At 45.4% G+C, this 22,520-nt stretch carries 21 protein-coding genes; 20 read left to right on the forward strand and 1 reads right to left on the reverse strand.

The genetic code is table 11. The annotated features are described in order from the left end of the window. Positions 1–7: 7 nt before the first annotated feature. The 5 genes from sat to sirC all read left to right on the forward strand — a co-directional run bounded on the left by sat (position 8) and on the right by sirC (position 3,891). Positions 8–1,156: a sulfate adenylyltransferase gene (gene sat, locus Q3W56_RS00455; RefSeq protein ID WP_268399396.1), complete on the forward strand. Its 1,149-nt coding sequence runs from the start codon at positions 8–10 to the stop codon at positions 1,154–1,156. Positions 1,157–1,168: 12 nt separating this feature from the next. Then, on the forward strand, positions 1,169–1,762 hold the full coding sequence (gene cysC, locus Q3W56_RS00460) for an adenylyl-sulfate kinase (protein WP_268399393.1): 594 nt from the start codon (positions 1,169–1,171) through the stop codon (positions 1,760–1,762). A gap of 98 nt (positions 1,763–1,860) precedes the next feature. After that, a complete protein-coding gene (gene cobA, locus Q3W56_RS00465) occupies positions 1,861–2,634 on the forward strand; it encodes a uroporphyrinogen-III C-methyltransferase (protein ID WP_019714362.1) in 774 nt (257 codons plus the stop codon). A 2-nt stretch (positions 2,635–2,636) separates the two neighbouring features. After that, a complete protein-coding gene (sirB, locus tag Q3W56_RS00470) occupies positions 2,637–3,422 on the forward strand; it encodes a sirohydrochlorin chelatase (protein ID WP_302894138.1) in 786 nt (261 codons plus the stop codon). Next, positions 3,403–3,891, forward strand: coding sequence for a precorrin-2 dehydrogenase (sirC, locus tag Q3W56_RS00475; RefSeq protein ID WP_302894139.1), 489 nt, complete (start codon positions 3,403–3,405; stop codon positions 3,889–3,891). The genes sirB and sirC overlap by 20 nt, the downstream gene beginning before the upstream one ends. A gap of 38 nt (positions 3,892–3,929) precedes the next feature. Here the strand turns inward: sirC and rqcH are convergent, their stop codons facing one another. Next, complete coding sequence (gene rqcH / locus Q3W56_RS00480) at positions 3,930–5,642, reverse strand: tRNA modification protein RqcH (protein ID WP_302894140.1); 1,713 nt, start codon at positions 5,640–5,642, stop codon at positions 3,930–3,932. 121 nt (positions 5,643–5,763) lie between these two features. Between rqcH and Q3W56_RS00485 the strand changes: the two genes are divergently transcribed. The 15 genes from Q3W56_RS00485 (at position 5,764) to rpe (ending at position 22,459) form a co-directional block, all read left to right on the forward strand. Further along, on the forward strand, positions 5,764–8,436 hold the full coding sequence (locus Q3W56_RS00485; protein WP_302894141.1) for a calcium-translocating P-type ATPase, SERCA-type: 2,673 nt from the start codon (positions 5,764–5,766) through the stop codon (positions 8,434–8,436). An 82-nt stretch (positions 8,437–8,518) separates the two neighbouring features. Next, positions 8,519–9,394, forward strand: coding sequence for a YicC/YloC family endoribonuclease (locus Q3W56_RS00490; protein WP_302894142.1), 876 nt, complete (start codon positions 8,519–8,521; stop codon positions 9,392–9,394). Positions 9,395–9,470: 76 nt separating this feature from the next. Beyond that, positions 9,471–9,740, forward strand: coding sequence for an extracellular matrix/biofilm regulator RemA (remA, locus tag Q3W56_RS00495; protein ID WP_003154355.1), 270 nt, complete (start codon positions 9,471–9,473; stop codon positions 9,738–9,740). A gap of 7 nt (positions 9,741–9,747) precedes the next feature. Further along, positions 9,748–10,362 carry a guanylate kinase gene (gmk, locus tag Q3W56_RS00500; protein ID WP_302894143.1) on the forward strand — a complete coding sequence of 205 codons (615 nt, stop codon included), beginning with the start codon at positions 9,748–9,750 and terminating at the stop codon, positions 10,360–10,362. 3 nt (positions 10,363–10,365) lie between these two features. After that, positions 10,366–10,569 carry a DNA-directed RNA polymerase subunit omega gene (gene rpoZ / locus Q3W56_RS00505; protein ID WP_003221520.1) on the forward strand — a complete coding sequence of 68 codons (204 nt, stop codon included), beginning with the start codon at positions 10,366–10,368 and terminating at the stop codon, positions 10,567–10,569. A gap of 81 nt (positions 10,570–10,650) precedes the next feature. Beyond that, complete coding sequence (coaBC, locus tag Q3W56_RS00510) at positions 10,651–11,871, forward strand: bifunctional phosphopantothenoylcysteine decarboxylase/phosphopantothenate--cysteine ligase CoaBC (RefSeq protein WP_302894144.1); 1,221 nt, start codon at positions 10,651–10,653, stop codon at positions 11,869–11,871. Then, the gene (gene priA, locus Q3W56_RS00515) at positions 11,868–14,285 is read left to right on the forward strand and encodes a primosomal protein N' (RefSeq protein ID WP_302894145.1); all 2,418 of its coding nucleotides are present in this window, start codon (positions 11,868–11,870) and stop codon (positions 14,283–14,285) included. Before coaBC ends, priA begins: the two co-directional genes overlap by 4 nt. Positions 14,286–14,311: 26 nt before the next feature. Continuing rightward, positions 14,312–14,794 (forward strand): peptide deformylase, encoded by a 483-nt coding sequence (gene def, locus Q3W56_RS00520; protein WP_302894146.1) that lies wholly within the window; start codon positions 14,312–14,314, stop codon positions 14,792–14,794. A gap of 4 nt (positions 14,795–14,798) precedes the next feature. Continuing rightward, positions 14,799–15,752 carry a methionyl-tRNA formyltransferase gene (gene fmt, locus Q3W56_RS00525; RefSeq protein WP_019714371.1) on the forward strand — a complete coding sequence of 318 codons (954 nt, stop codon included), beginning with the start codon at positions 14,799–14,801 and terminating at the stop codon, positions 15,750–15,752. Next, positions 15,739–17,082, forward strand: a complete 1,344-nt coding sequence (rsmB, locus tag Q3W56_RS00530) for a 16S rRNA (cytosine(967)-C(5))-methyltransferase RsmB (RefSeq protein WP_302894147.1) — start codon at positions 15,739–15,741, stop codon at positions 17,080–17,082. Before fmt ends, rsmB begins: the two co-directional genes overlap by 14 nt. A 2-nt stretch (positions 17,083–17,084) precedes the next feature. After that, complete coding sequence (rlmN, locus tag Q3W56_RS00535) at positions 17,085–18,176, forward strand: dual-specificity RNA methyltransferase RlmN (RefSeq protein WP_019714373.1); 1,092 nt, start codon at positions 17,085–17,087, stop codon at positions 18,174–18,176. 6 nt (positions 18,177–18,182) lie between these two features. Further along, entirely contained in the window at positions 18,183–18,947 is a 765-nt protein-coding gene (gene prpC, locus Q3W56_RS00540) for a protein-serine/threonine phosphatase PrpC (protein WP_302894148.1), read from the forward strand. Then, complete coding sequence (gene prkC, locus Q3W56_RS00545) at positions 18,941–20,887, forward strand: serine/threonine protein kinase PrkC (RefSeq protein ID WP_302894149.1); 1,947 nt, start codon at positions 18,941–18,943, stop codon at positions 20,885–20,887. The genes prpC and prkC overlap by 7 nt, the downstream gene beginning before the upstream one ends. 14 nt (positions 20,888–20,901) lie before the next feature. Continuing rightward, the gene (gene rsgA / locus Q3W56_RS00550; protein WP_302894150.1) at positions 20,902–21,801 is read left to right on the forward strand and encodes a ribosome small subunit-dependent GTPase A; all 900 of its coding nucleotides are present in this window, start codon (positions 20,902–20,904) and stop codon (positions 21,799–21,801) included. 4 nt (positions 21,802–21,805) lie between these two features. Continuing rightward, on the forward strand, positions 21,806–22,459 hold the full coding sequence (gene rpe, locus Q3W56_RS00555; RefSeq protein WP_268400966.1) for a ribulose-phosphate 3-epimerase: 654 nt from the start codon (positions 21,806–21,808) through the stop codon (positions 22,457–22,459). The last annotated feature ends 61 nt before the right edge of the window (positions 22,460–22,520 follow it).

Genomic DNA, 22,520 nt, shown 5'->3' on the forward strand with positions numbered 1-22,520 from the left:
CGATATTATGAGCTTAGCACCACACGGAGGAACATTAGTAAACAGAGTAGATGAATCATATGATGTGAGCAGCATTCAAAAAGAAATTGAACTCGATTTGATTTCTTTTGCAGATTTGGAATTAATAGGGATAGGTGCATACAGCCCGATCGAAGGCTTCTTTAATGAAAAAGATTACGTATCTGTTGTCGAAAGCATGCGTCTTTCTTCCGGCGTTGTCTGGTCCCTTCCAATTACGCTTCCGGTTGATGCGCAAAAAGCAGCGGAACTGTCAGTCGGTGAAACGGTAAAGTTAACGTATGAAGGAGAAACATACGGCGTTATCCAAATCGAAGACCTGTACGTGCCTGACAAACAAAAAGAAGCTGTCAATGTGTATAAAACGGATGAGCAGGAGCACCCGGGTGTTAAAAAGCTTTTCAGCCGCGGCAATACATACGTCGGCGGACCAATCACATTGATGAAAAAGGCTTCAAAACAGTTCCCTGAGTTTACGTTTGAACCGGCGGAAACAAGACGCCAGTTTGCGGAAAAAGGCTGGGAAACCATTGTTGGTTTCCAAACAAGAAATCCTGTTCACAGAGCGCATGAATACATTCAAAAAACGGCTCTTGAAACAGTAGACGGCTTGTTCTTAAACCCGCTGGTAGGTGAAACAAAATCTGATGACATCCCAGCTGATGTGCGGATGGAAAGCTACCAAGTGCTTCTTGACAATTATTACCCGAAAGACCGTGTGTTCCTCGGTGTCTTCTTAGCAGCGATGCGTTATGCAGGACCGAGAGAAGCGATTTTCCACGCGCTTGTCAGAAAGAACTACGGCTGCACGCATTTCATTGTCGGCCGAGATCACGCAGGTGTAGGTGACTATTACGGAACGTACGAGGCGCAGGAACTGTTTGACACATTTAAAGCTGAAGAGCTCGGGATTACACCGCTGAAATTCGAGCACAGCTTTTTCTGTGAAAAATGCGGAAATATGGGGACAGCGAAAACGTGCCCTCACGGCAGAGAACACCACGTCATTTTATCAGGAACTAAGGTAAGAGGCATGCTGAGAGACGGTGTGCTCCCGCCTGCAGAATTCAGCCGCGCAGAAGTTGTAGAAGTGTTAATCAGAGGGATGAAGAAAAAAGAAGAAGCAGGCGTATCTTAAGGGGGACTGGCAGTGACAAATCGCGATATCGTATGGCATGAAGCCTCTATTACAAAAGAAGAATACCAGCAAAAAAATAAGCATAAAAGCTCCATTCTCTGGCTGACAGGGTTGAGCGGTTCAGGCAAATCAACTATTGCCAATGCCGCTGCGAGAGAATTGTTTGAGCAGGGCTACCAAGTCATTGTGCTGGACGGGGATAATATCCGTCACGGCTTAAATAAGGATCTTGGTTTTTCTGACGAAGACCGAAAAGAAAATATCCGCAGAATCGGAGAGGTGGCAAAGCTTTTTGTTCAGCAGGGCACCATTGTGATTACTGCTTTTATCTCTCCTTTCCGCGAGGACAGAGAACAGGTTCGCCAGCTTGTAGAAGCAGGCGAATTCAATGAAGTATACATTAAATGCGACCTCGATATTTGTGAACAAAGAGATCCGAAAGGGCTTTATAAAAAAGCAAGAAACGGAGAAATCCCGTTCTTTACAGGAATTGATTCTCCTTATGAGGAGCCGGATGCACCGGAGCTCGTTCTTGATTCAGGACAGTATGACCGTGAAGCGTGCAAAAATCAGCTGATCGAGTTTGTCAAACAAAAATTGAGCTAAATATGATCTGCTGTGTTCTTATCAGATGCCGTAATGCAAGCGAGAACAACATCACAGCAAATGTTCTGGAAGAACTCGAATAGATCGGGGGAAATACGATGGGGAAAGTATATATTGTAGGAGCGGGTCCCGGTGACCCTGATCTGCTCACAATTAAAGCGCTAAAAGCCATTGAAAAAGCTGATGTCATTTTATATGACAGATTAGTCAATAAAGAGATTTTACAATATGCCAAAGAGCAAGCAGACCTGATCTACTGCGGGAAGCTTCCAGATTTTCATACGATGCAGCAGGAAACCATCAATCGATTTCTTGTAAAGTATGCGCAAAAAGGGAAAACCGTTGTCAGACTGAAAGGCGGAGACCCTTTTGTGTTCGGAAGGGGAGGGGAAGAAGCGGAATGTCTCTCTGAAAACGGAATTCCGTTTGAAATCATCCCCGGCATTACGTCAGGAATTGCGGCAGCGGCTTATGCCGGGATTCCTGTTACTCATCGGGATGCGGGCTCTAACGTCGCTTTTGTAACGGGTCATTATAAAAAAGACGAAGATTTTGAGGAAAAGTGGAAAGCGCTGGCTACAGGAATTGATACACTTGTCATCTATATGGGTATCAAAAACGTGCAGCAGATTGAAAGAAAACTTCTTGAAAACGGCCGGGACGGTTCTACGCCGGCAGCCTTTATTCACTGGGGAACAACGGATAAGCAAAAATCTGTTTTTTGTACAGTTGACACTCTTTCAGAAACGGTGATAAAAGAAGACATTAAAAATCCGAGTTTAATTGTCATTGGAAATGTTGTAAATTATCACTATAAGCTGGAATGGTTTGAATCTGAGCTGAAAAAACACGATTTAAGCGAGGCGTTGTAAGAATGAAACAAGCGATTTTATATGTCGGTCACGGCAGCCGGGTAAAAAAGGCGCAGCAAGAAGCCGCAGCCTTTTTGGAAGGATGCAAGGTGCACGTTTCTGCGCCTGTACAAGAAATCAGCTTTTTAGAGCTTCAGGAGCCGACAATTGAGACAGGGTTTGAAGCATGTGTGAAGCAAGGCGCCACTCATATCGCAGTGGTGCCTTTGCTTCTTTTAACAGCTGCGCATGCAAAACATGATATTCCGGAAGAAATTGCGCGTGCTGCATCCCGATATCCTTCAATCCGTATTTCATATGGGAAGCCGATCGGGATTGATGTAGAAGTAGTCAAGGCTGTATATCACCGAATGAAGGACATAGGTGTTCCGTATGAAAATGCAAGAGTTGTGCTTATCGGAAGGGGAAGTTCAGATCCCGACGTAAAAAGAGACGTAACCGGAATTGCCAATCTTCTTCAACACATGATTCCGGTCAAGGAAGTCATCCCGTGCTTTTTGACAGCGTGCGATCCGAATTACAAAGAGGTTTTTTCAAAACTTAAAAAAGATGACGGCGTGACAACCTTTGTTGTTCCCTATTTGCTTTTTACCGGCATGCTGATGAATGAAATCGAACGAGAGGTTCAGACATTAAAGGCTGATAATCCGAATGTCTACCTTTCTTCTTATATAGGATTCCACCCTCATGTGAAAAACGCATTTTTGAACCGTGTGAGAGAAACTGCTGAAAATCCTGAGGGACAATTTGATTTTGACGGAGGTTCATATGCTCCCGCTGCACATTAGCTTGGAAAAAAAGAAGGTTGTCATTGCGGGCGGGGGCAGCATCGCTCTCAGAAGGCTGAAAACGGTGCTTTTTGAGGGAGCTGATATTACGCTTGTCAGTCCGGATGTTGAACCGGAAATCAAGCAGATGGCAGAAAGCGGCCGTATCAGATGGGTCAGCCGTGCGATTGAAGAAGAAGATTATTTCGATGCTTTTTTGATTATTGCCGCGACGGATAATGCGGCAGTGAACAAAGAAATTGTTCAAACTGCTTCACCTTTTCAGCTTGTTAATTGTGTCAGTGACGCTGAGCTTGGCAATGTGTACATACCGAAAATCGTAAAAAGAGGGCATGTTACGGTGTCTGTTTCTACAAACGGAGCCAGTCCAAAGCATACAAAGGAACTGGCTGGAAAAGTGGATAAGCTGATTGACGGCGATTTTGTAGATGAAGTTGACAGGCTTTATCAGGTAAGAAGAAAGAAATAAGCCAGAGCATACAATGCTCTGGCTTTTCTTTGTGCGGCTCAGCTTTTTCTCAGCTTGATGACAGTATCTGCATCAGGTGTGACAAAGACGGTGTGCTGGCTGTCATAGGTGACGAAGCCGGGCTTCGCGCCGTTCGGTTTTTTAACATGCCTGATTTTTGTATAATCTACAGGCACTGAACTTGAATCTTTAGCCTTTGAAAAATAAGCTGCAATTGTCGCTGCTTCGATGATTGTTTGCTCATCCGGTTCGCTGCTTCTGATTACAACATGGGAGCCAGGAATATCCTTCGTGTGAAGCCAAATATCGTCTCTGGCCGCCGCTCTTGTTGTTAAATATTCATTTTGGCGGTTGTTTTTGCCCACTAAAATTGTCAGGCCTGCGGAAGATTCATATGTTTCTAAAACCGGACTGTGCGGTTTTTGTTTTTTCTGTCCTTTTTGCTGCTTAGGGCGTAAATATTTGCCCTCCACAAGCTCCTCCCTAATTTCGCTGATATCTCGAGGAGAAGCGGACGAAAGCTGCTGAATCAGCTGATCAAAGTATTCGATCTCTTCCTGCGCCAGCCTGATTTGCTCCTCGACAACTGCGACCGAATTTTTCGCTTTCTGATATTTCGTGAAGTAGGCCTGAGCGTTTTCAGAAGGCGTTTTGTTCGGGTTTAAAGGAATCGTGACAGTCGGGCTTTCCTCATCGTAATAGTTGATGACCTCAGCCTGTTTATCACCTTTTTTCAGCATATATAAATTAGCAGTTAGCAGCTCCCCGTAAAGCTGAAATTCCTTTGCGTTTTCCGAATACTCCAGTGTTTTCTCTAATTTTTTGATTTTGTTGGCATTTTTCTTTCGTTCATTGACAACAAATCGTTCAAGATCCTGGGCCTGCTGTTTGACCCGGTCTCGTTCAGCTTTTCCGAAGTAAAAACGGTCGAGCAGCTCGCTTAATGAATCAAAACCGCGTGCTTCGCCTGTTAGATGAGTCAGCTCCAGCAGGTAAAAATATTCCTTTCCGTTTACAGTTGTAATGTTGGGAAAAAAGCGGTGCTCTTTTACTTTGGCGAAAAGCTCCAGCAATGATTTTGGCAGTGTGACTTTGTTGGCTAGACCCGCTCTGTGCACCGCTTCTTTGGCAAAGAGCGGAGACACACCTGAAAAGTGCTCGACAATTTGTTTATCCAGCCGTCCTTCTTGAAAACTGAGATGACGTAAAATATCGTCTTCTGTCGCCTCAAGCGGCGAGATTTTGTTCTGGGCCGGCGGAAGCTTATAATCTTGGCCGGGCAGTACTGTTCGGTAGCTGTTCATTGACGGCGATAAATGCTTAAGCCCGTCGATGATCACATTTTCTGCTCCGTCTGTCAAAATGATATTGCTGTGGCGTCCCATAATTTCTACATAAAGCTTTCGGACGGTTTCATCGCCAATCTCGTTCCGGCTTTTGATATGGAAAATCATAATCCGGTCTAAGCCCGCTTGTTCAATTTTTTCAATAAATCCGCCTTCGATATGCTTTCTCAGCAGCATGCAAAACATTGGCGGTTCGCTTGGGTTTTCATAAGCTTGCGTCGTGATGTGCACCCGTGAATAGCTAGGATGTGCCGATAATAATAGTTTTTGGTTTTTTCCATTGGCGCGGATGTGAAAAATCACATCGTGCTTATATGGCTGATGGATTTTCGTAATTCGTCCGCCCGTCATTTTCTCGTTAAGTTCGTGTGTCATTCCGTATGTAAACATGCCATCAAACGACATATGCAATACACCCTCTCATTCTTCCTGCATTCGATAATTATAGCATGAAATGGGACGAGTCAGAATAAGCATGCTTATAGAGTGATATCTCTATAAGAGAGCAGGGGAGTGGACGAGCGGAATGAAGTTTCATGAAATGGGACAAACAGATTTACTAGAGGCAACCAATACGTCCATGAAACAAGGATTAACAGAAAAAGAGGTGAAAAAACGCCTCGATAAGCATGGACCGAACGAGCTGCAAGAAGGGAAAAAAACATCAGCGCTTCTCTTGTTTTTCGCGCAGTTCAAAGATTTTATGGTGCTTGTGCTTTTGGCGGCAACGTTAATCTCAGGATTTCTTGGTGAATACGTAGACGCGGTTGCGATTATTGCGATTGTGTTTGTGAATGGCATACTCGGTTTCTTTCAAGAAAGGCGTGCTGAGCAATCTCTTCAGGCTCTAAAAGAGCTTTCAACACCACATGTCATGGCGCTCAGGGAAGGAAGCTGGACAAAGATTCCTTCTAAGGAACTTGTGCCGGGAGATATTGTGAAATTTACGAGCGGTGACAGGATTGGAGCGGACGTTCGCATTGTCGAAGCAAGAAGCCTTGAAATAGAAGAATCTGCGCTGACCGGGGAATCAATCCCGGTTGTGAAGCATGCCGATAAATTGAAAAAACCGGATGTTTCGCTCGGTGATATTACAAATATGGCATTTATGGGAACGATTGTGACCCGCGGCAGCGGTGTTGGGGTCGTCGTTGGCACAGGAATGAATACGGCAATGGGGAAAATTGCTGACATGCTTGAATCGGCAGGGACACTGTCAACCCCGCTGCAAAGAAGACTGGAGCAGCTCGGGAAGATTTTAATTGTTGTTGCATTGCTCCTGACGGTACTTGTCGTTGCTGTCGGTGTCATCCAGGGTCACGATCTGTACAGCATGTTTTTAGCGGGTGTGTCGCTAGCAGTAGCCGCGATTCCGGAGGGGCTCCCGGCAATTGTAACAGTAGCGCTGTCGCTAGGCGTACAGCGGATGATTAAGCAAAAATCAATCGTAAGAAAGCTGCCTGCGGTTGAAACGCTTGGGTGTGCTTCTATTATTTGTTCAGATAAAACAGGGACAATGACGCAGAACAAAATGACAGTGACACATGTCTGGTCTGGAGGGAACACATGGAGAGTGACGGGGGCAGGCTACGAACCGAAAGGAAGCTTCACACTGAACGAAAAAGAGATTAGTGTGAAAGAGCATATGCCGCTTCAGCAAATGCTCTTATTCGGAGCGCTTTGTAACAATTCCAATATTGAGAAAAGAGACGGCGAATATGTGCTTGACGGAGATCCAACAGAGGGAGCGCTGCTTACCGCGGCAAGAAAAGGCGGTTTTTCAAAGGAGTTTGTTGACTCTCATTACCGGGTGATTGAAGAGTTTCCGTTTGATTCTGCACGGAAAATGATGACTGTCATTGTAGAGGATCAGGACAGAAAGCGGTATATCATTACAAAAGGTGCACCAGATGTGCTGATGCAACGCTCTTCCCGTATTTTTTATGACGGCTCAGCAGCTCTTTTCTCAAATGAGAGAAAAGCAGAAACAGAGGCGGTGTTAAGACATCTGGCATCCCAGGCGCTCAGAACGATAGCGGTCGCCTACAAGCCGATAAAAGCTGGTGAAACACCTTCTATGGAGCAGGCGGAAAAAGATCTGACGATGCTCGGTCTTTCGGGCATTATTGATCCGCCCCGGCCGGAAGTCAGACAGGCGATTAAAGAATGCCGTGAAGCGGGAATTAAGACCGTCATGATTACAGGCGATCATGTGGAGACAGCTAAAGCGATAGCGAAAGACTTGCGCCTCCTTCCGAAAAGCGGCAAAATCATGGACGGCAAGATGCTGAATGAACTTTCTGAAGAAGAGCTTTCTAATGTGGTGGAGGATGTGTATGTATTTGCCCGCGTTTCTCCCGAGCATAAACTGAAAATCGTAAAAGCCTATCAGGAAAATGGGCATATTGTGGCGATGACGGGAGACGGCGTCAATGACGCTCCAGCCATTAAACAAGCTGACATCGGAGTCGCTATGGGTATTACAGGGACAGATGTGGCAAAAGAAGCGTCATCTCTTGTTCTCGTGGATGATAATTTTGCGACGATCAAATCTGCGATAAAAGAGGGCAGAAACATCTATGAAAATATCAGAAAATTCATCAGATATCTGTTGGCTTCTAACGTCGGAGAAATTCTTGTTATGCTGTTTGCGATGCTGCTTGCCCTTCCTTTGCCGCTCGTGCCGATTCAGATTTTGTGGGTCAACTTGGTGACGGACGGATTGCCGGCAATGGCTCTCGGCATGGATCAGCCGGAAGGAGACGTGATGAAGCGAAAGCCTCGTCATCCGAAAGAAGGGGTGTTTGCCCGCAAGCTTGGATGGAAGGTCGTCTCCAGAGGGTTTTTAATCGGAGCTGCCACTATTTTGGCGTTTATCATTGTGTATCACCGGAATCCGGAGAATTTGGCTTATGCCCAGACGATCGCGTTTGCCACTTTGGTGCTGGCTCAGCTTATTCACGTTTTTGACTGTCGCAGTGAGACCTCTGTTTTTTCCAGAAATCCGTTTCAAAATCTGTACTTACTGGGCGCAGTATTGTCATCAATTCTGCTGATGCTTGTTGTGATCTACTATCCCCCGCTACAGCCGATTTTCCATACCGTTGCCATCACGCCTGGAGACTGGATGCTTGTCATCGGTATGTCCGCCATCCCTACTTTTTTGCTGGCTGGGTCACTTTTGACAAGAAAAAAATAAATTCATATGATATAATCTTAGGGGTAATAGCATGTCTATTGCCCTTTTATTATGAGAACAGGGAAGAATTGGGTGTTTTAAAATGATACGAAGTATGACAGGCTTCGGCAGAGCAAGCAAAACACAAGATGATCTCTCTGTAAGCGTTGAACTTAAATCTGTAAATTACAGATTTAAAGAAGTGAACGCTCGTTTGCCAAGGCCTTTGCTATATTTTGAAGATAAGCTGAAACAGACCATTCTGCAGCATATCCAGCGCGGAAGAATTGAGCTATTCGTATCCGTTGACAGCGATATGCTTATTGAGAAAAGGCTTGACATTGATTGGCCGCTGCTTGATGAGTATGTCGCAGCTGCGGGAAATATGAAGAAACGGTATCAATTGTCTGCAGAGCCTGATGTAATGGATTTCTTTAAGCTTGACCATGTCGTCCAGATTCATGAAGAACAGACGCAAAATGACAAGCTGGAGGCGTTAATTACAGCTGCTGCAGAGGAAGCGGTAAAAGAACTCTGTGAAATGCGTGAAAAAGAAGGGCAGCTTTTAGCAAAAGACTGCCTGCTGCATATTGATCAGCTTGAAGAGCTGGTGAAAGAGACCGAATTGCTGGCAGCGGACGTCGTATCTCGTTATCGTGAACGGCTGTACGCCAGAATAAAAGAATGGACTGAAGACGTGTTAGACGAGAGCCGGCTTGTAACAGAATGCGCAATTTTTGCAGACCGCTCTGATATCTCTGAAGAGATTACCAGGCTCAAGAGCCACTTCGCCCAGTTTCGTGATATATTAGCTGGTGGCGGAGCTGTCGGGCGCAAACTCGACTTTCTCGTTCAGGAGCTGAATCGGGAGGCAAATACAATTGGCTCAAAAGCAAATGATCATCAGATCACAAAGCTTGTCGTCGAAATGAAAAGTTCTATTGAAAAAATAAAAGAACAAGTGCAAAATATAGAATAGTAACTGTGCGTATTGTTTACAGACGGTCTTACTAGGCTAGACTAGAGACGTCTATTTTACAGGGGGAACGTAGAAGATGACGATTAAACTGATTAATATCGGATTTGGCAATATTATCTCCGCCAATCGGATGATTTCGATTGTCAGCCCGGAGTCTGCGCCAATCAAACGGATGATCCAGGATGCAAGAGACCGCGGAATGCTAATTGACGCTACATACGGGCGAAGAACCCGTGCAGTTGTCGTCATGGATAGTGATCACATTATCTTATCTGCCGTCCAGCCTGAGACAGTTGCACACAGACTTTCTGTTAAAGAAGAAATTATGGATGAAGGGCAGGGGTAGTTGCCGCATGAAAGAAAGAGGGTTATTAATCGTTCTCTCAGGTCCCTCAGGAGTTGGTAAAGGAACGGTTCGGCAAGCGATCTTTTCGCAGGAAGACACAAAATTTGAATATTCGATTTCAGTAACCACAAGAAGTCCGCGAGAGGGCGAAGTAAACGGGGTCGATTATTTTTTCAAAACGAGAGAAGAATTCGAGCAAATGATTACAGACAACAAGCTGCTTGAATGGGCAGAGTATGTCGGCAATTATTACGGCACGCCTGTCGATTATGTTGAACAGACGCTACAAGAAGGAAAAGACGTCTTTTTAGAAATTGAAGTTCAAGGCGCTCTTCAAGTGAGAAATGCTTTCCCGGAAGGTCTGTTTATTTTCCTTGCGCCTCCAAGCCTTTCTGAACTGAAGAACAGAATCGTGACACGAGGAACAGAAACAGACGCTCTGATTGAAAATCGAATGAAAGCCGCAAAAGCTGAGATCGATATGATGGATGCTTATGATTATGTCGTTGAAAACGATAATGTTGAAAAGGCTTGCGATAAAATCAAAGCAATCGTTCTCGCCGAACATTTAAAGCGTGAGCGCGTTGCACCAAGATATAAGAAAATGCTGGAGGTTGAATAACAAATGTTAGATCCGTCAATTGACTCTTTAATGAATAAATTAGATTCTAAATACACGCTCGTGACTGTCTCTGCAAGACGTGCACGTGAAATGCAAATCAAAAAAGACCAAATGATTGAACATACAATCTCACACAAATATGTAGGCAAAGCTTTAGAAGAAATTGATGCAGGCCTGCTTTCGTTTGAAAAGGAAGACCGCGAATAGTAGCACAAGTAGCAACCTATATCATGTAGGTTGTTATTTTTTTCCGTGCGGTTTTTGTAAAGTGCAGAGGGGGAGAAGTCATTGCTTAACAATCGAAATGTGTTACTTTGCGTGAGCGGAGGCATCGCTGTTTATAAAGCCTGTGCGTTAACGAGCAAGCTGGTTCAGGCAGGAGCAAATGTCAAAGTGATTATGACTGAATCAGCATGCCGTTTCGTCTCACCGCTGACATTTCAGGCATTAAGCCGCCACGAAGTATATACGGATACATTTAAAGAACAAAATCCAAGCGTCATTTCTCATATTGATGCCGCAGACTGGGCTGACTTGATTATTGTTGCGCCTGCTACGGCTAACGTGATTGGAAAACTGGCAAACGGTATTGCTGATGATATGCTGACAACTACATTGTTAGCAGCAACCGCTCCTGTGTGGATCGCGCCGGCAATGAACGTGCACATGTATGACCATCCGGCAGTTAAACGAAATATTTCTGTTCTTTATCAGGATGGCTATCGTTTTATTGAGCCGAGCGAGGGTTATTTAGCGTGCGGTTACGTAGGAAAAGGCAGGTTGGAAGAGCCTGGAAATATTGTGAAGCTAGCCGAAAAGCATTTTGCTGAAGAAAAAATCGCTCCTCTAGAAGGCAAACATGTGGTCATTACAGCTGGTCCGACACGGGAAGCGATTGATCCTGTCCGATTTTTCACCAATAAATCAACGGGCAAGATGGGGTACGCATTAGCGGAGGCTGCTGTCCAGCTCGGCGCACGGGTAACTTTAATCTCTGGCCCTGTTTCGCTGGATCAGCCGAAAGGCCTTGCTCAGTTTATTCCTGTTCAATCGGCTGCAGATATGCGCGAAGCGGTACTCTCAGTGTATGACTCGAGTGATATTGTCATCAAAACTGCTGCGGTAGCCGATTTTACGCCGAAAACAGTATTTGACCATAAAATGAAAAAGCAAGACAGTGGTATGACCCTGGAACTGGAAAGAACGGTCGATATTTTAAAAGAATTAGGCGAGAGAAAGAAGGAGCAGCTGTTGGTCGGATTTGCAGCTGAAACACAAGATGTTGAACACTATGCCCTTAAAAAGCTCGCTGCCAAAAATCTTGATATGATTGTGGCTAATGATGTGAAAGCAAATGGGGCCGGTTTTGGTGCTGATACGAATATCGTAACAATCTTTTTTAAAGACGGGCGCACACGCGAGCTTCCGATCATGTCGAAGCTTGATGTTTCTTTTGAAATCCTTCAGGAAATTACAGTCCTCTCAACACAAATCGGAGAGCACTCATGAATTTTGCCGAAGTCATCGTTGATGTCAGCACCAAAAATATAGACAGGCCTTTTGATTACAAAATCCCAGACCATCTCAAAGGCATGATCAAAACGGGCATGCGAGTCATTGTCCCGTTTGGTCCCCGTAAAATTCAAGGGTTTGTGACAGCTGTGAAAGAAGCATCCGATCTCTCGGGGAAATCTGTCAAGGAGGTAGAGGATTTATTAGATCTTACACCTGTTTTGACAGAGGAGCTTATGAATCTGTCATCATGGCTGTCCGACAAAACGCTGTCTTTTAAAATAACGGCGCTTCAAGCGATGCTGCCTGCCGCATTAAAGGCAAAATATGAAAAAGAACTAAAGATCGCATACGATGCCGACCTGCCTCCGCAAGTGGAACGGCTGTTTTCTGAAACAAAGACTCTTCTGTATTCGGATATACCCGATCACGATACGCTGAAACTGATTCAAAAGCATGTTCAAAAAGGCAGCATTGATGTGACCTATAAAGTAGCGCAAAAAGCCAATAAAAAAATGGTCAGGCATATTCAGGCCAATGCGAGTAAAGAAGAGCTTAGCAGGCAGGCTGATGGATTATCCCGCCAAGCAGCCAAGCAGCAGGCGATTCTTCACTTTTTCATTGCTGAGCCGGAAGGGGTGAACATCCCTGCAGCGGATTTGTGCAAAAAAACGGGCGCGAGCTCTGCGACTATCAAAACCCTTATCCAAAAGGGGCTTTTGAAGGAAAGCTATGAAGAGGTTTACAGAGATCCCTATCAGGACAAAATGTTCAAAAAAACAGAGCCGCTCCCGCTGACAGACGAACAGAGCGCTGCCTTTCAGCCAATACGCCAGACATTGGACAATGATGAGCATAAAGTGTTCCTTCTTCACGGCGTAACTGGAAGCGGAAAAACAGAGATTTATCTGCAATCAATTGAGAAAGTACTGGCGAAAGGAAAAGAAGCCATTGTCCTTGTACCGGAGATCTCCCTGACTCCACAGATGGTCAATCGCTTCAAGGGCCGCTTCGGCTCTCAGGTGGCAGTCATGCACAGTGGTTTATCCACAGGGGAAAAATATGATGAGTGGCGTAAAATCCATCGGAAGGAAGTGCGGCTTGTCGTCGGCGCCAGATCAGCTATTTTTGCACCGTTTGAAAATCTCGGAATGATTATCATCGATGAAGAGCATGAGTCCTCGTATAAACAAGAAGAAATGCCGCGCTATCATGCGAAAGAGGTGGCGATCAAGCGGGCTGAGCATCACAGCTGTCCGGTTGTACTGGGCAGCGCTACGCCGACATTAGAGTCATATGCACGGGCGCAAAAGGGTGTATACGAGCTTCTTTCACTGAAGCACCGCGTTAACCATCAGGTGATGCCAGAGGTTTCGCTTGTTGATATGAGAGAGGAGCTCAGAAGCGGCAATCGCTCAATGTTTTCAGTTGAATTGATGGAAAAGCTTGAAGAAACGATTTCCAAGGGCGAGCAGGCTGTGCTGTTTTTAAATAAAAGGGGTTATTCGTCCTTTGTGATGTGCAGGGATTGCGGATATGTCCCGCAATGCCCGCACTGCGACATTTCCATGACGTACCATCGTTACGGGCAAAGGCTGAAATGCCATTATTGCGGACATGAAGAGCCTGTCCCGCATACTTGTCCAGAATGTGCAAGCGAGCATATCCGCTTTTTTGGGACGGGGACACAGAGAGTGGAGGAAGAGCTGACAAAAGTTCTGCCAAATGCGAGAGTGATACGAATGGATGTTGATACGACTTCAAGGAAGGGCGCCCATGAAAAATTATTGTCAGCTTTCGGAGAAGGAAAAGCGGATATTCTTCTCGGAACGCAAATGATTGCGAAAGGGCTTGATTTTCCGAATGTTACTCTTGTCGGAGTGTTAAGTGCTGATACAACACTCCATATCCCTGATTTCAGATCGGCCGAAAAAACATTTCAGCTGTTAACGCAAGTCAGCGGCCGGGCAGGCAGGCATGAAAAACCCGGCAAAGTCATCATTCAAACGTATACACCGTCCCATTACAGCATCCAGCTGACGAAGACGCACGATTATGAAACGTTCTATCAGCATGAGATGGCGCACAGGAGAGAGCAATCCTATCCGCCTTATTATTATTTGGCTCTTGTGACTGTTTCTCATGAGGAAGTAGCGAAAGCAGCTGTGACGGCTGAAAAAATCGCTCACTTTTTGAAAGCAAACTGCGGAGCTGACACGAAAATTCTTGGGCCAAGCGCGTCACCGATAGCCAGGATCAAAGATAGATATCGCTATCAATGCGTGATAAAATACAAACAGGAAACCCAGTTATCCGCTTTATTGAAGAAGATACTGGAACATTATAAACGAGAAATTGAACAAAAGCATATAATGATCTCAATTGATATGAATCCTTATATGATGATGTAAGATCTCACGTCTTGGAGGGTAACAAATTGGCAGTAAAAAAGGTCGTCACACATCCAGCGGAAGTTTTGGAAACACCGACGGAAAGCGTGACTGTTTTTGATAAAAAGCTAAAAAAACTGCTGGATGATATGTACGATACCATGCTTGAAATGGATGGAGTCGGACTGGCAGCGCCGCAAATCGGCATCTTAAAAAGAGTGGCTGTTGTAGATATCGGGGATAACAGCGGCAGAATTGATCTTGTTAATCCCGAGATTTTAGAAAAAAGCGGTGAGCAAACCGGAATTGAAGGATGCCTGAGCTTTCCTGGCGTCTATGGTGATGTCACACGTGCTGAATATGTCAAAGTGCGTGCGTTTAACCGTCAGGGAAAACCGTTCATTCTGGAAGCGCGTGGCTTTTTAGCGAGAGCCGTGCAGCACGAAATGGACCATTTAGACGGTGTGCTGTTTACATCTAAAATAAGTAAATACTATACAGAAGATGAACTAGCGGATATGGAAGGATGATTTGATGACGAGAATCGTATTTATGGGGACGCCGGACTTTTCAGTTCCTGTTTTAAGAACCCTGATAGAGGATGGTTATGAAGTAGTGGGGGTCGTCACACAGCCGGACCGTCCGAAGGGCAGAAAAAAAGTGCTTACACCTCCTCCGGTAAAAGAAGAGGCATTGCGCCACGGCATCCCGGTTCTCCAGCCGGAAAAAGTCAGATTAAAAGAAGAGATTGAAAAAGTGTTGGCATTAAAGCCTGACCTTATTGTAACAGCGGCATTTGGCCAAATTTTGCCCAAGGAGCTTCTTGACAGCCCGAAATACGGCTGCATTAACGTTCACGCGTCACTTTTGCCGGAATTGCGCGGCGGTGCTCCGATCCATTACTCCATTCTGCAGGGAAAGAAAAAAACTGGGGTTACTATTATGTATATGGTAGAAAAATTGGATGCCGGCGATATGATTTCCAAAGTGGAAGTGGACATCGAGGAAACCGACAATGTCGGATCGCTGCATGATAAATTAAGCGTAGCTGGCGCAAAGCTATTGTCTGAAACGGTTCCAAACGTTATTGCCGGCAGCATATCACCTGAAAAGCAAGATGAAGAGAAAGCGACATACGCGCCTAACATCAAAAGAGAGCAAGAGTTGCTCGACTGGTCTAGAACGGGTGAAGAGCTTTACAACCAGGTCCGCGGCTTAAACCCTTGGCCTGTTGCCTATACGACTCTTAATGGACAAAACTTGAAAGTGTGGGCGTCGAAAAAAACACCCGCACCAACAAAAGCTGAGCCCGGTACAGTCGTTGCGGTTGAAAAGGAAGGGATTATCGTTGCCACAGGTAACGATACGGCCCTCTTATTAACCGAACTTCAGCCAGCCGGCAAAAAACGCATGAAAGGCGAGGATTTTGTGCGCGGCGCTCATGTTGAAGCTGGCGAAAAGTTAGGAGTAAACAATGAAAAAAAATAGTGTTCGTGATATCGCCCTTGAGGCGCTGATCAAACTAGAACAAAACCAGGCATACAGCAACCTTCTCCTCAAATCGGTCATTAAAACAAATGAACTGAGTGATCAGGACAGAGGACTTTTGACTGAACTTGTCTACGGGACATTGCAAAACAAGATCGCGCTTGATTATATGCTCAAACCGTTTATTAATAAGCCTCAAAAAGTAAAGCCATGGGTGATTCAGCTTCTTCGCCTATCTTTATATCAAATGGAGTATCTGGAGAAGATTCCAGACAGGGCTGCCATTCATGAAGCGGTCGAGATTGCTAAAATCCGCGGACACCAGGGGATTGCTTCATTTGTCAACGGTGTGCTTCGTTCCATACAGCGCGAAGGTGTTCCATCCTTTGACGCCATCGAAGATCCTGTCCGCCGGTTGGCGACAGAGACAAGCCATCCGGAATGGCTCGTAAAAGAGTGGACGGATGCGTATGGATTTGATGCGGCTGAAAAGATTTGCCGCATCCACCTCATTCCGCCAAGGCAGACACTGCGTGTTAATCAAATGAAAGCAGACAGAGCGAATTTAATTGATCAAATGGCTGCTGAGGGAATCGAAGTTGAAAATGGCGACCTTGCAGAAGACGCGGTGAAGCTCTTAAAGGGGTCAATCGCTGGAACTCATTTCTTCCAAAACGGTGAAGTTTCCATCCAGGATGAGAGCTCCATGCTCGTTGCCCGCGCCCTTGATCCTAAGCCCGGTGAAACGGTGCTTGATGCGTGTGCTGCGCCTGGCGGAAAGTCAGCTCATATCGGAGAATTGATGGAGAACAAGGGGAGCGTTACATCGCTTGATCTTCACAAACATAAAGTGAAATTGATTAAAGAAGCGGCAGACCGGCTTGGCCTTACAATCATTGACGCGAAAACAATGGATGCGAGAAAAGCAGGAGAAACGTTTGAAAATGGTCAGTTTGACCGGATATTGGTCGATGCCCCGTGCTCAGGTTTTGGCGTGATCCGAAGAAAGCCGGATATGAAGTACACGAAAAAGCCTGACGACAGCGCACGGCTTGCTGAAATCCAGCTGTCGATCTTGAGGGAAATCGCACCATTAGTAAAAAAAGGTGGCACTCTTGTCTACAGTACGTGTACAATGGACCGGACAGAAAATGATGAAGTAATTCATGCGTTTATACAAGAACATCCTGATTTTGAACCCGATTTGTCTCTTGAAAAGCGGCTGCCCGAAAAGGCGAGACCCTTTGTTCGGGATGGAAGGCTGCAAATCCTTCCTCATTATTTCGGAACAGATGGTTTCTTTATTTGCAGCATGAGAAAGAAGGGATAACAATGGCAGAACTTAAAAAAACAAAAGCTAGAAAAGAATTGCGGACAGAGCGTCCGTCTATTTATTCTTTTGAATTAGATGAAATCAAACAATGGCTGACAGACAACGGAGAGAAACCGTTCCGCGCGGCCCAGATCTTTGAATGGCTATATGAAAAACGCGTATCTTCTTTTGAAGAAATGACAAACCTGTCAAAGGGTCTGCGTGAGAAATTAAGCACTCATTTTGTGCTAACAACGCTAAAAACGGCTGTTAAGCAAACCTCTCAAGACGGTACAATGAAGTTTTTGTTCGAGCTTCATGACGGTTATACAATCGAAACCGTTTTAATGAGACACGAGTATGGCAATTCTGTATGTGTAACGACACAAGTCGGATGCCGTATCGGCTGTACATTCTGTGCGTCAACGCTCGGAGGTTTGAAGCGGAACCTTGAAGCGGGTGAAATTGTCGCTCAAGTACTCAAAGTTCAAAAAGCTCTGGATGAGACCGATGAACGCGTCAGCTCTGTCGTGATCATGGGAATCGGTGAACCTTTTGATAACTTTAATGAAATGCTCGCTTTCTTGAAAATCATAAACCATGACAAGGGCCTGAATATTGGCGCTCGCCATATAACGGTTTCAACAAGCGGAATCATCCCGAAAATTTACGAATTCGCTGATCAGCAAATGCAAATTAACTTTGCGATTTCTCTGCACGCACCGAACACAGAAATCAGAAGCCGATTAATGCCGATTAACAGAGCGTACAAGCTTCCTGACTTAATGGAAGCCGTTAAATATTATATTAATAAAACGGGACGCCGTATCAGCTTTGAATACGGGCTGTTCGGGGGTGTGAACGACCAGGTCGAGCACGCTGAAGAACTTGCCGACTTGCTAGAAGGAGTCAAATGCCACGTGAACTTGATTCCTGTAAACTACGTGCCTGAACGGGACTATGTTCGCACACCGCGCGATCAAATCTTTGCTTTTGAGAAAACGCTGAAATCCCGCGGAGTAAATGTCACAATCCGAAGAGAGCAAGGCCATGACATTGACGCAGCCTGCGGTCAGCTTCGCGCGAAGGAGCGTCAAGACGAGACGAGGTGATGAGGGTTGTTAACAGCCTTAAAAACAGATGCAGGAAAAATCCGCCAGCATAATGAAGATGATGCGGGGATATTCAAGGGGAAAGATCAATTTGTATTAGCGGTTGTCGCTGATGGCATGGGCGGCCATCTTGCTGGAGATGTTGCAAGCAAGATGGCTGTGAAAGCCATGGGGGAGAAATGGAATGAAGCAGAGGCGATTCCAGTTGCGCCCTCGGAATGTGAAGAATGGCTCATTGAACAGATTCTTGCGGTAAATAGCAAAATATACGATCATGCCCAAGCCCACGCAGAATGCCAAGGCATGGGGACGACGATTGTATGTGCGCTTTTTACGGGGAAAACGGTTTCTGTTGCTCATATAGGAGACAGCAGATGCTATTTGCTTCAGGACGATGATTTCATTCAAGTGACAGAAGATCATTCGCTTGTTAATGAACTGGTTCGCACTGGAGAGATTTCCAGAGAGGACGCCGAACATCATCCGCGAAAAAATGTGTTGACGAAGGCACTTGGAACAGACCAGTCAGTCAGCATTGACACACGTTCTTTTGACATTGAAGCCGGGGACAAACTGCTTCTATGTTCTGACGGACTGACGAATAAAGTGGAAGGCACTGAGTTAAAAGACATCCTGCAAAGCGATTCAGCTCCTCAGGAAAAAGTAAACCTGCTTGTGGACAAAGCCAATCAGAATGGCGGGGAAGACAACATTACAGCAGTTTTGCTTGAGCTTGCTTTACAAGTTGAAGAGGGTGAAGATCAGTGCTAATCGGCAAGCGGATCAGCGGACGCTACCAAATTCTCCGCGTCATAGGCGGCGGGGGAATGGCCAACGTGTATTTAGCTGAGGATATCATTCTAGACCGTGAAGTCGCAATCAAGATCCTGCGGTTTGACTATGTGAACGACAATGAGTTTATCAGGCGTTTCCGCAGAGAAGCCCAATCCGCATCAAGCCTCGATCACCCGAATATTGTCAGCATTTACGATTTGGGCGAGGAAGATGATATCTACTATATTGTCATGGAATACGTTGAGGGCATGACGCTTAAAGAATACATAACAGCAAACGGGCCGCTTCACCCTAAAGAAGCGCTGAACATCATAAAGCAAATTGTTTCAGCCATCGCTCATGCCCATCAAAATCAGATTGTTCACAGAGACATTAAGCCGCATAACATTTTGATTGACCACATGGGAAATATCAAAGTGACAGATTTCGGCATTGCGACGGCACTAAGTTCGACCACAATCACCCATACCAATTCTGTGCTGGGCTCAGTCCATTATTTATCACCTGAACAGGCGCGGGGCGGTTTGGCAACAAAGAAATCAGATATTTATGCGCTTGGAATCGTTCTATTCGAGCTCTTAACCGCCCGTATCCCGTTTGATGGAGAATCGGCAGTCAGCATCGCCTTAAAGCATCTGCAGGCGGAAACCCCTTCGGCGAGAAGGTGGAATCCGTCAGTACCCCAAAGCGTTGAAAACATCATACTAAAGGCAACTGCCAAAGATCCTTTTCATCGCTACGAAACGGCTGAAGACATGGAAGCAGATATCCAATCAGCTTTTGATGCCAACAGACTCAATGAAAAGAGATTTACGGTTCAAGAAGATGAAGAAATGACAAAAGCGATCCCTATCATTAAAGACGAAGAGCTCGCTAAAGCTGCTGGCGAAAAAGAAGCTGAATTGACATCCGCCCAAGACAATAAAGCAAAGAAAAACGGCAAAAGAAAAAAGTGGCCGTGGGTTTTGCTCACGATATGCATCGTCTTCATCACAGCTGGAATTCTCGCTGTCACCGTTTTCCCGTCACTTTTTATGCCTGAAGATGTCAAAATACCTGATGTCTCCGGAATGGAATACGAAAAGGCGGCAGACCTCTTGGAAAAAGACGGTTTGCAAGTTGATTCAAAGGTCTTAGAAATCTCAGATGAGAAAATTGAAGAAGGCCTGATGGTGAAAACGGATCCTAAAGCGGATTCCACAGTTAAAGAAGGTGCAACGGTCACGCTTTATAAAAGCACCGGAAAAGCTAAAACGGAGATCGGTGATGTGACAGGCCAAACAGTCGATCAGGCAAAAAAAGCCTTAAAGGACCAAGGATTTAAACATGTAACGGTGAATGAAGTGAACGACGAGAAAAGTGCGGGCACTGTCATTGAACAGAATCCGTCAGCAGGGACTGAGCTTGTGCCGAGTGAAGATCAAGTCAAACTCACAGTCAGTATCGGTCCCGAAGACATTACGCTGAGAGACTTAAAAACGTACAGTAAAGAAGCAGCGTCTGGATATCTGGAAGACAACGGACTGAAGCTGGTAGAAAAAGAAGCATACTCAGATGACGTTCCAGAAGGACAGGTTGTCAAACAAAAACCAGCGGCAGGCACGGCAGTAAAGCCAGGAAACGAAGTTGAAGTGACATTCTCTCTGGGACCTGAGAAAAAACCTGCGAAAACAGTGAAAGAAAAGGTCGAGATCCCCTACGAGCCAGATAATGAAGGGGACGAGCTTGAAGTGCAAGTCGCGATTGACGATGCGGATCACAGCATCTCTGACACATATGAAGAATTTAAGATAAAAGGGCCGACTGAACGGACGATTGAACTAAAGATTGAACCCGGCCAAAAAGGGTACTATCAAGTAATGGTAAACAATAAAGTCGTCAGCTACAAAACCATTGCGTATCCGAAAGATGAATAACAAGGAGGGAAAATATGCCTGAGGGCAAAATTATTAAGGCGCTAAGCGGCTTTTACTATGTACTGGATGAATCAGAGGAAGATTCAGATAAAGTAATACAATGCAGAGGAAGAGGTATTTTCAGAAAGAACAAAATTACCCCTCTTGTCGGTGATTACGTTGTGTATCAAGCTGAAAATGACAAAGAGGGATATCTGTTAGAAATTAAAGAAAGAACCAATGAGCTGATCAGGCCGCCAATTTGCAACATTGATCAAGCGGTCCTTGTTTTTTCAGCGGTTCAGCCTTCTTTCAGCACGGCATTGCTCGACCGCTTCTTGGTTCTCGTTGAGTCCAATGATATTCAGCCGATTATATGCATTACAAAAATGGATCTGATTGAAGATCAAGATACACAAGTTGCGATTCAAGCCTATGCAGAAGACTACCGAAATATTGGTTATGACGTGTATCTCACCTCCTCTAAGGACCAAGACAGTTTAGCGGATATCATCCCGCATTTTCAGAACAAAACAACGGTATTTGCCGGTCAGTCCGGTGTTGGAAAATCCTCGCTCCTCAACGCAATTAGTCCGGATCTCGGTTTAAAGACAAACGAGATTTCCGAGCATTTGGGCCGCGGGAAACACACAACCCGCCACGTGGAGTTGATTCACACGTCCGGAGGCTTGGTTGCGGATACTCCGGGATTTAGCTCGCTTGAATTTACAGACATTGAGGAAGAAGAGCTGGGCTATACCTTCCCTGAAATGAGAGAAAAAAGCTCTTCATGCAAATTTAGAGGCTGTTTACATTTAAAAGAGCCGAAATGTGCGGTGAAACAAGCCGTTAAAGACGGGGATTTAAAGCAGTACCGCTATGACCATTATGTTGAATTTATGACGGAGATTAAAGACAGAAAGCCGAGGTATTAGCATAATGATAAAGGTTGCACCATCTATTCTTTCCGCTGATTTTGCCGCTTTAGGCAATGAGATTAAAGATGTAGAAAAGGGCGGGGCCGATATTATTCATATTGATGTCATGGACGGCCATTTCGTCCCGAATATCACGATCGGTCCACTGATTGTAGAAGCTGTCCGGCCGGTAACAGATCTGCCGCTTGATGTTCATTTAATGATAGAAGAGCCGGATCGTTACATCCCCGCTTTCGCGAAAGCGGGCGCAGATATCCTGTCTGTGCATGCTGAGGCATGTCCGCACCTGCATCGCACCATCCAGCTCATTAAGGAACAAGGTGTAAAGGCCGGTGTTGTTCTAAACCCGCATACGCCTGTACAAGTCATCGAGCACGTTTTTGACGACCTTGATCTTGTTCTTTTGATGACGGTGAACCCGGGATTCGGCGGGCAGAAATTTATTCATTCCGTCCTTCCTAAAATCAAAGAGGTTAAGCGATTGGCTGAAGAAAGAGGAAAAAAAGATCTTTTAATTGAAGTAGACGGCGGTGTCAACAAGGAAACCGCTCCGTTAGTCATTGCAGCGGGTGCAAATTTACTCGTTGCCGGTTCAGCTGTTTATGGCCAGCCCGACCGCAAAAAAGCAATTTCTGAAATTAGAGGAAGTAAATAAGCAGCAGAAAAAAGAGCTGGGCGTACAGAGGCCTAAGCTCTTTTTCCTGTATGCAGAGAAA

Source organism: Bacillus sp. C28GYM-DRY-1, from assembly GCF_030519405.1.
Classification (GTDB): domain Bacteria; phylum Bacillota; class Bacilli; order Bacillales; family Bacillaceae; genus Bacillus; species Bacillus spizizenii_A.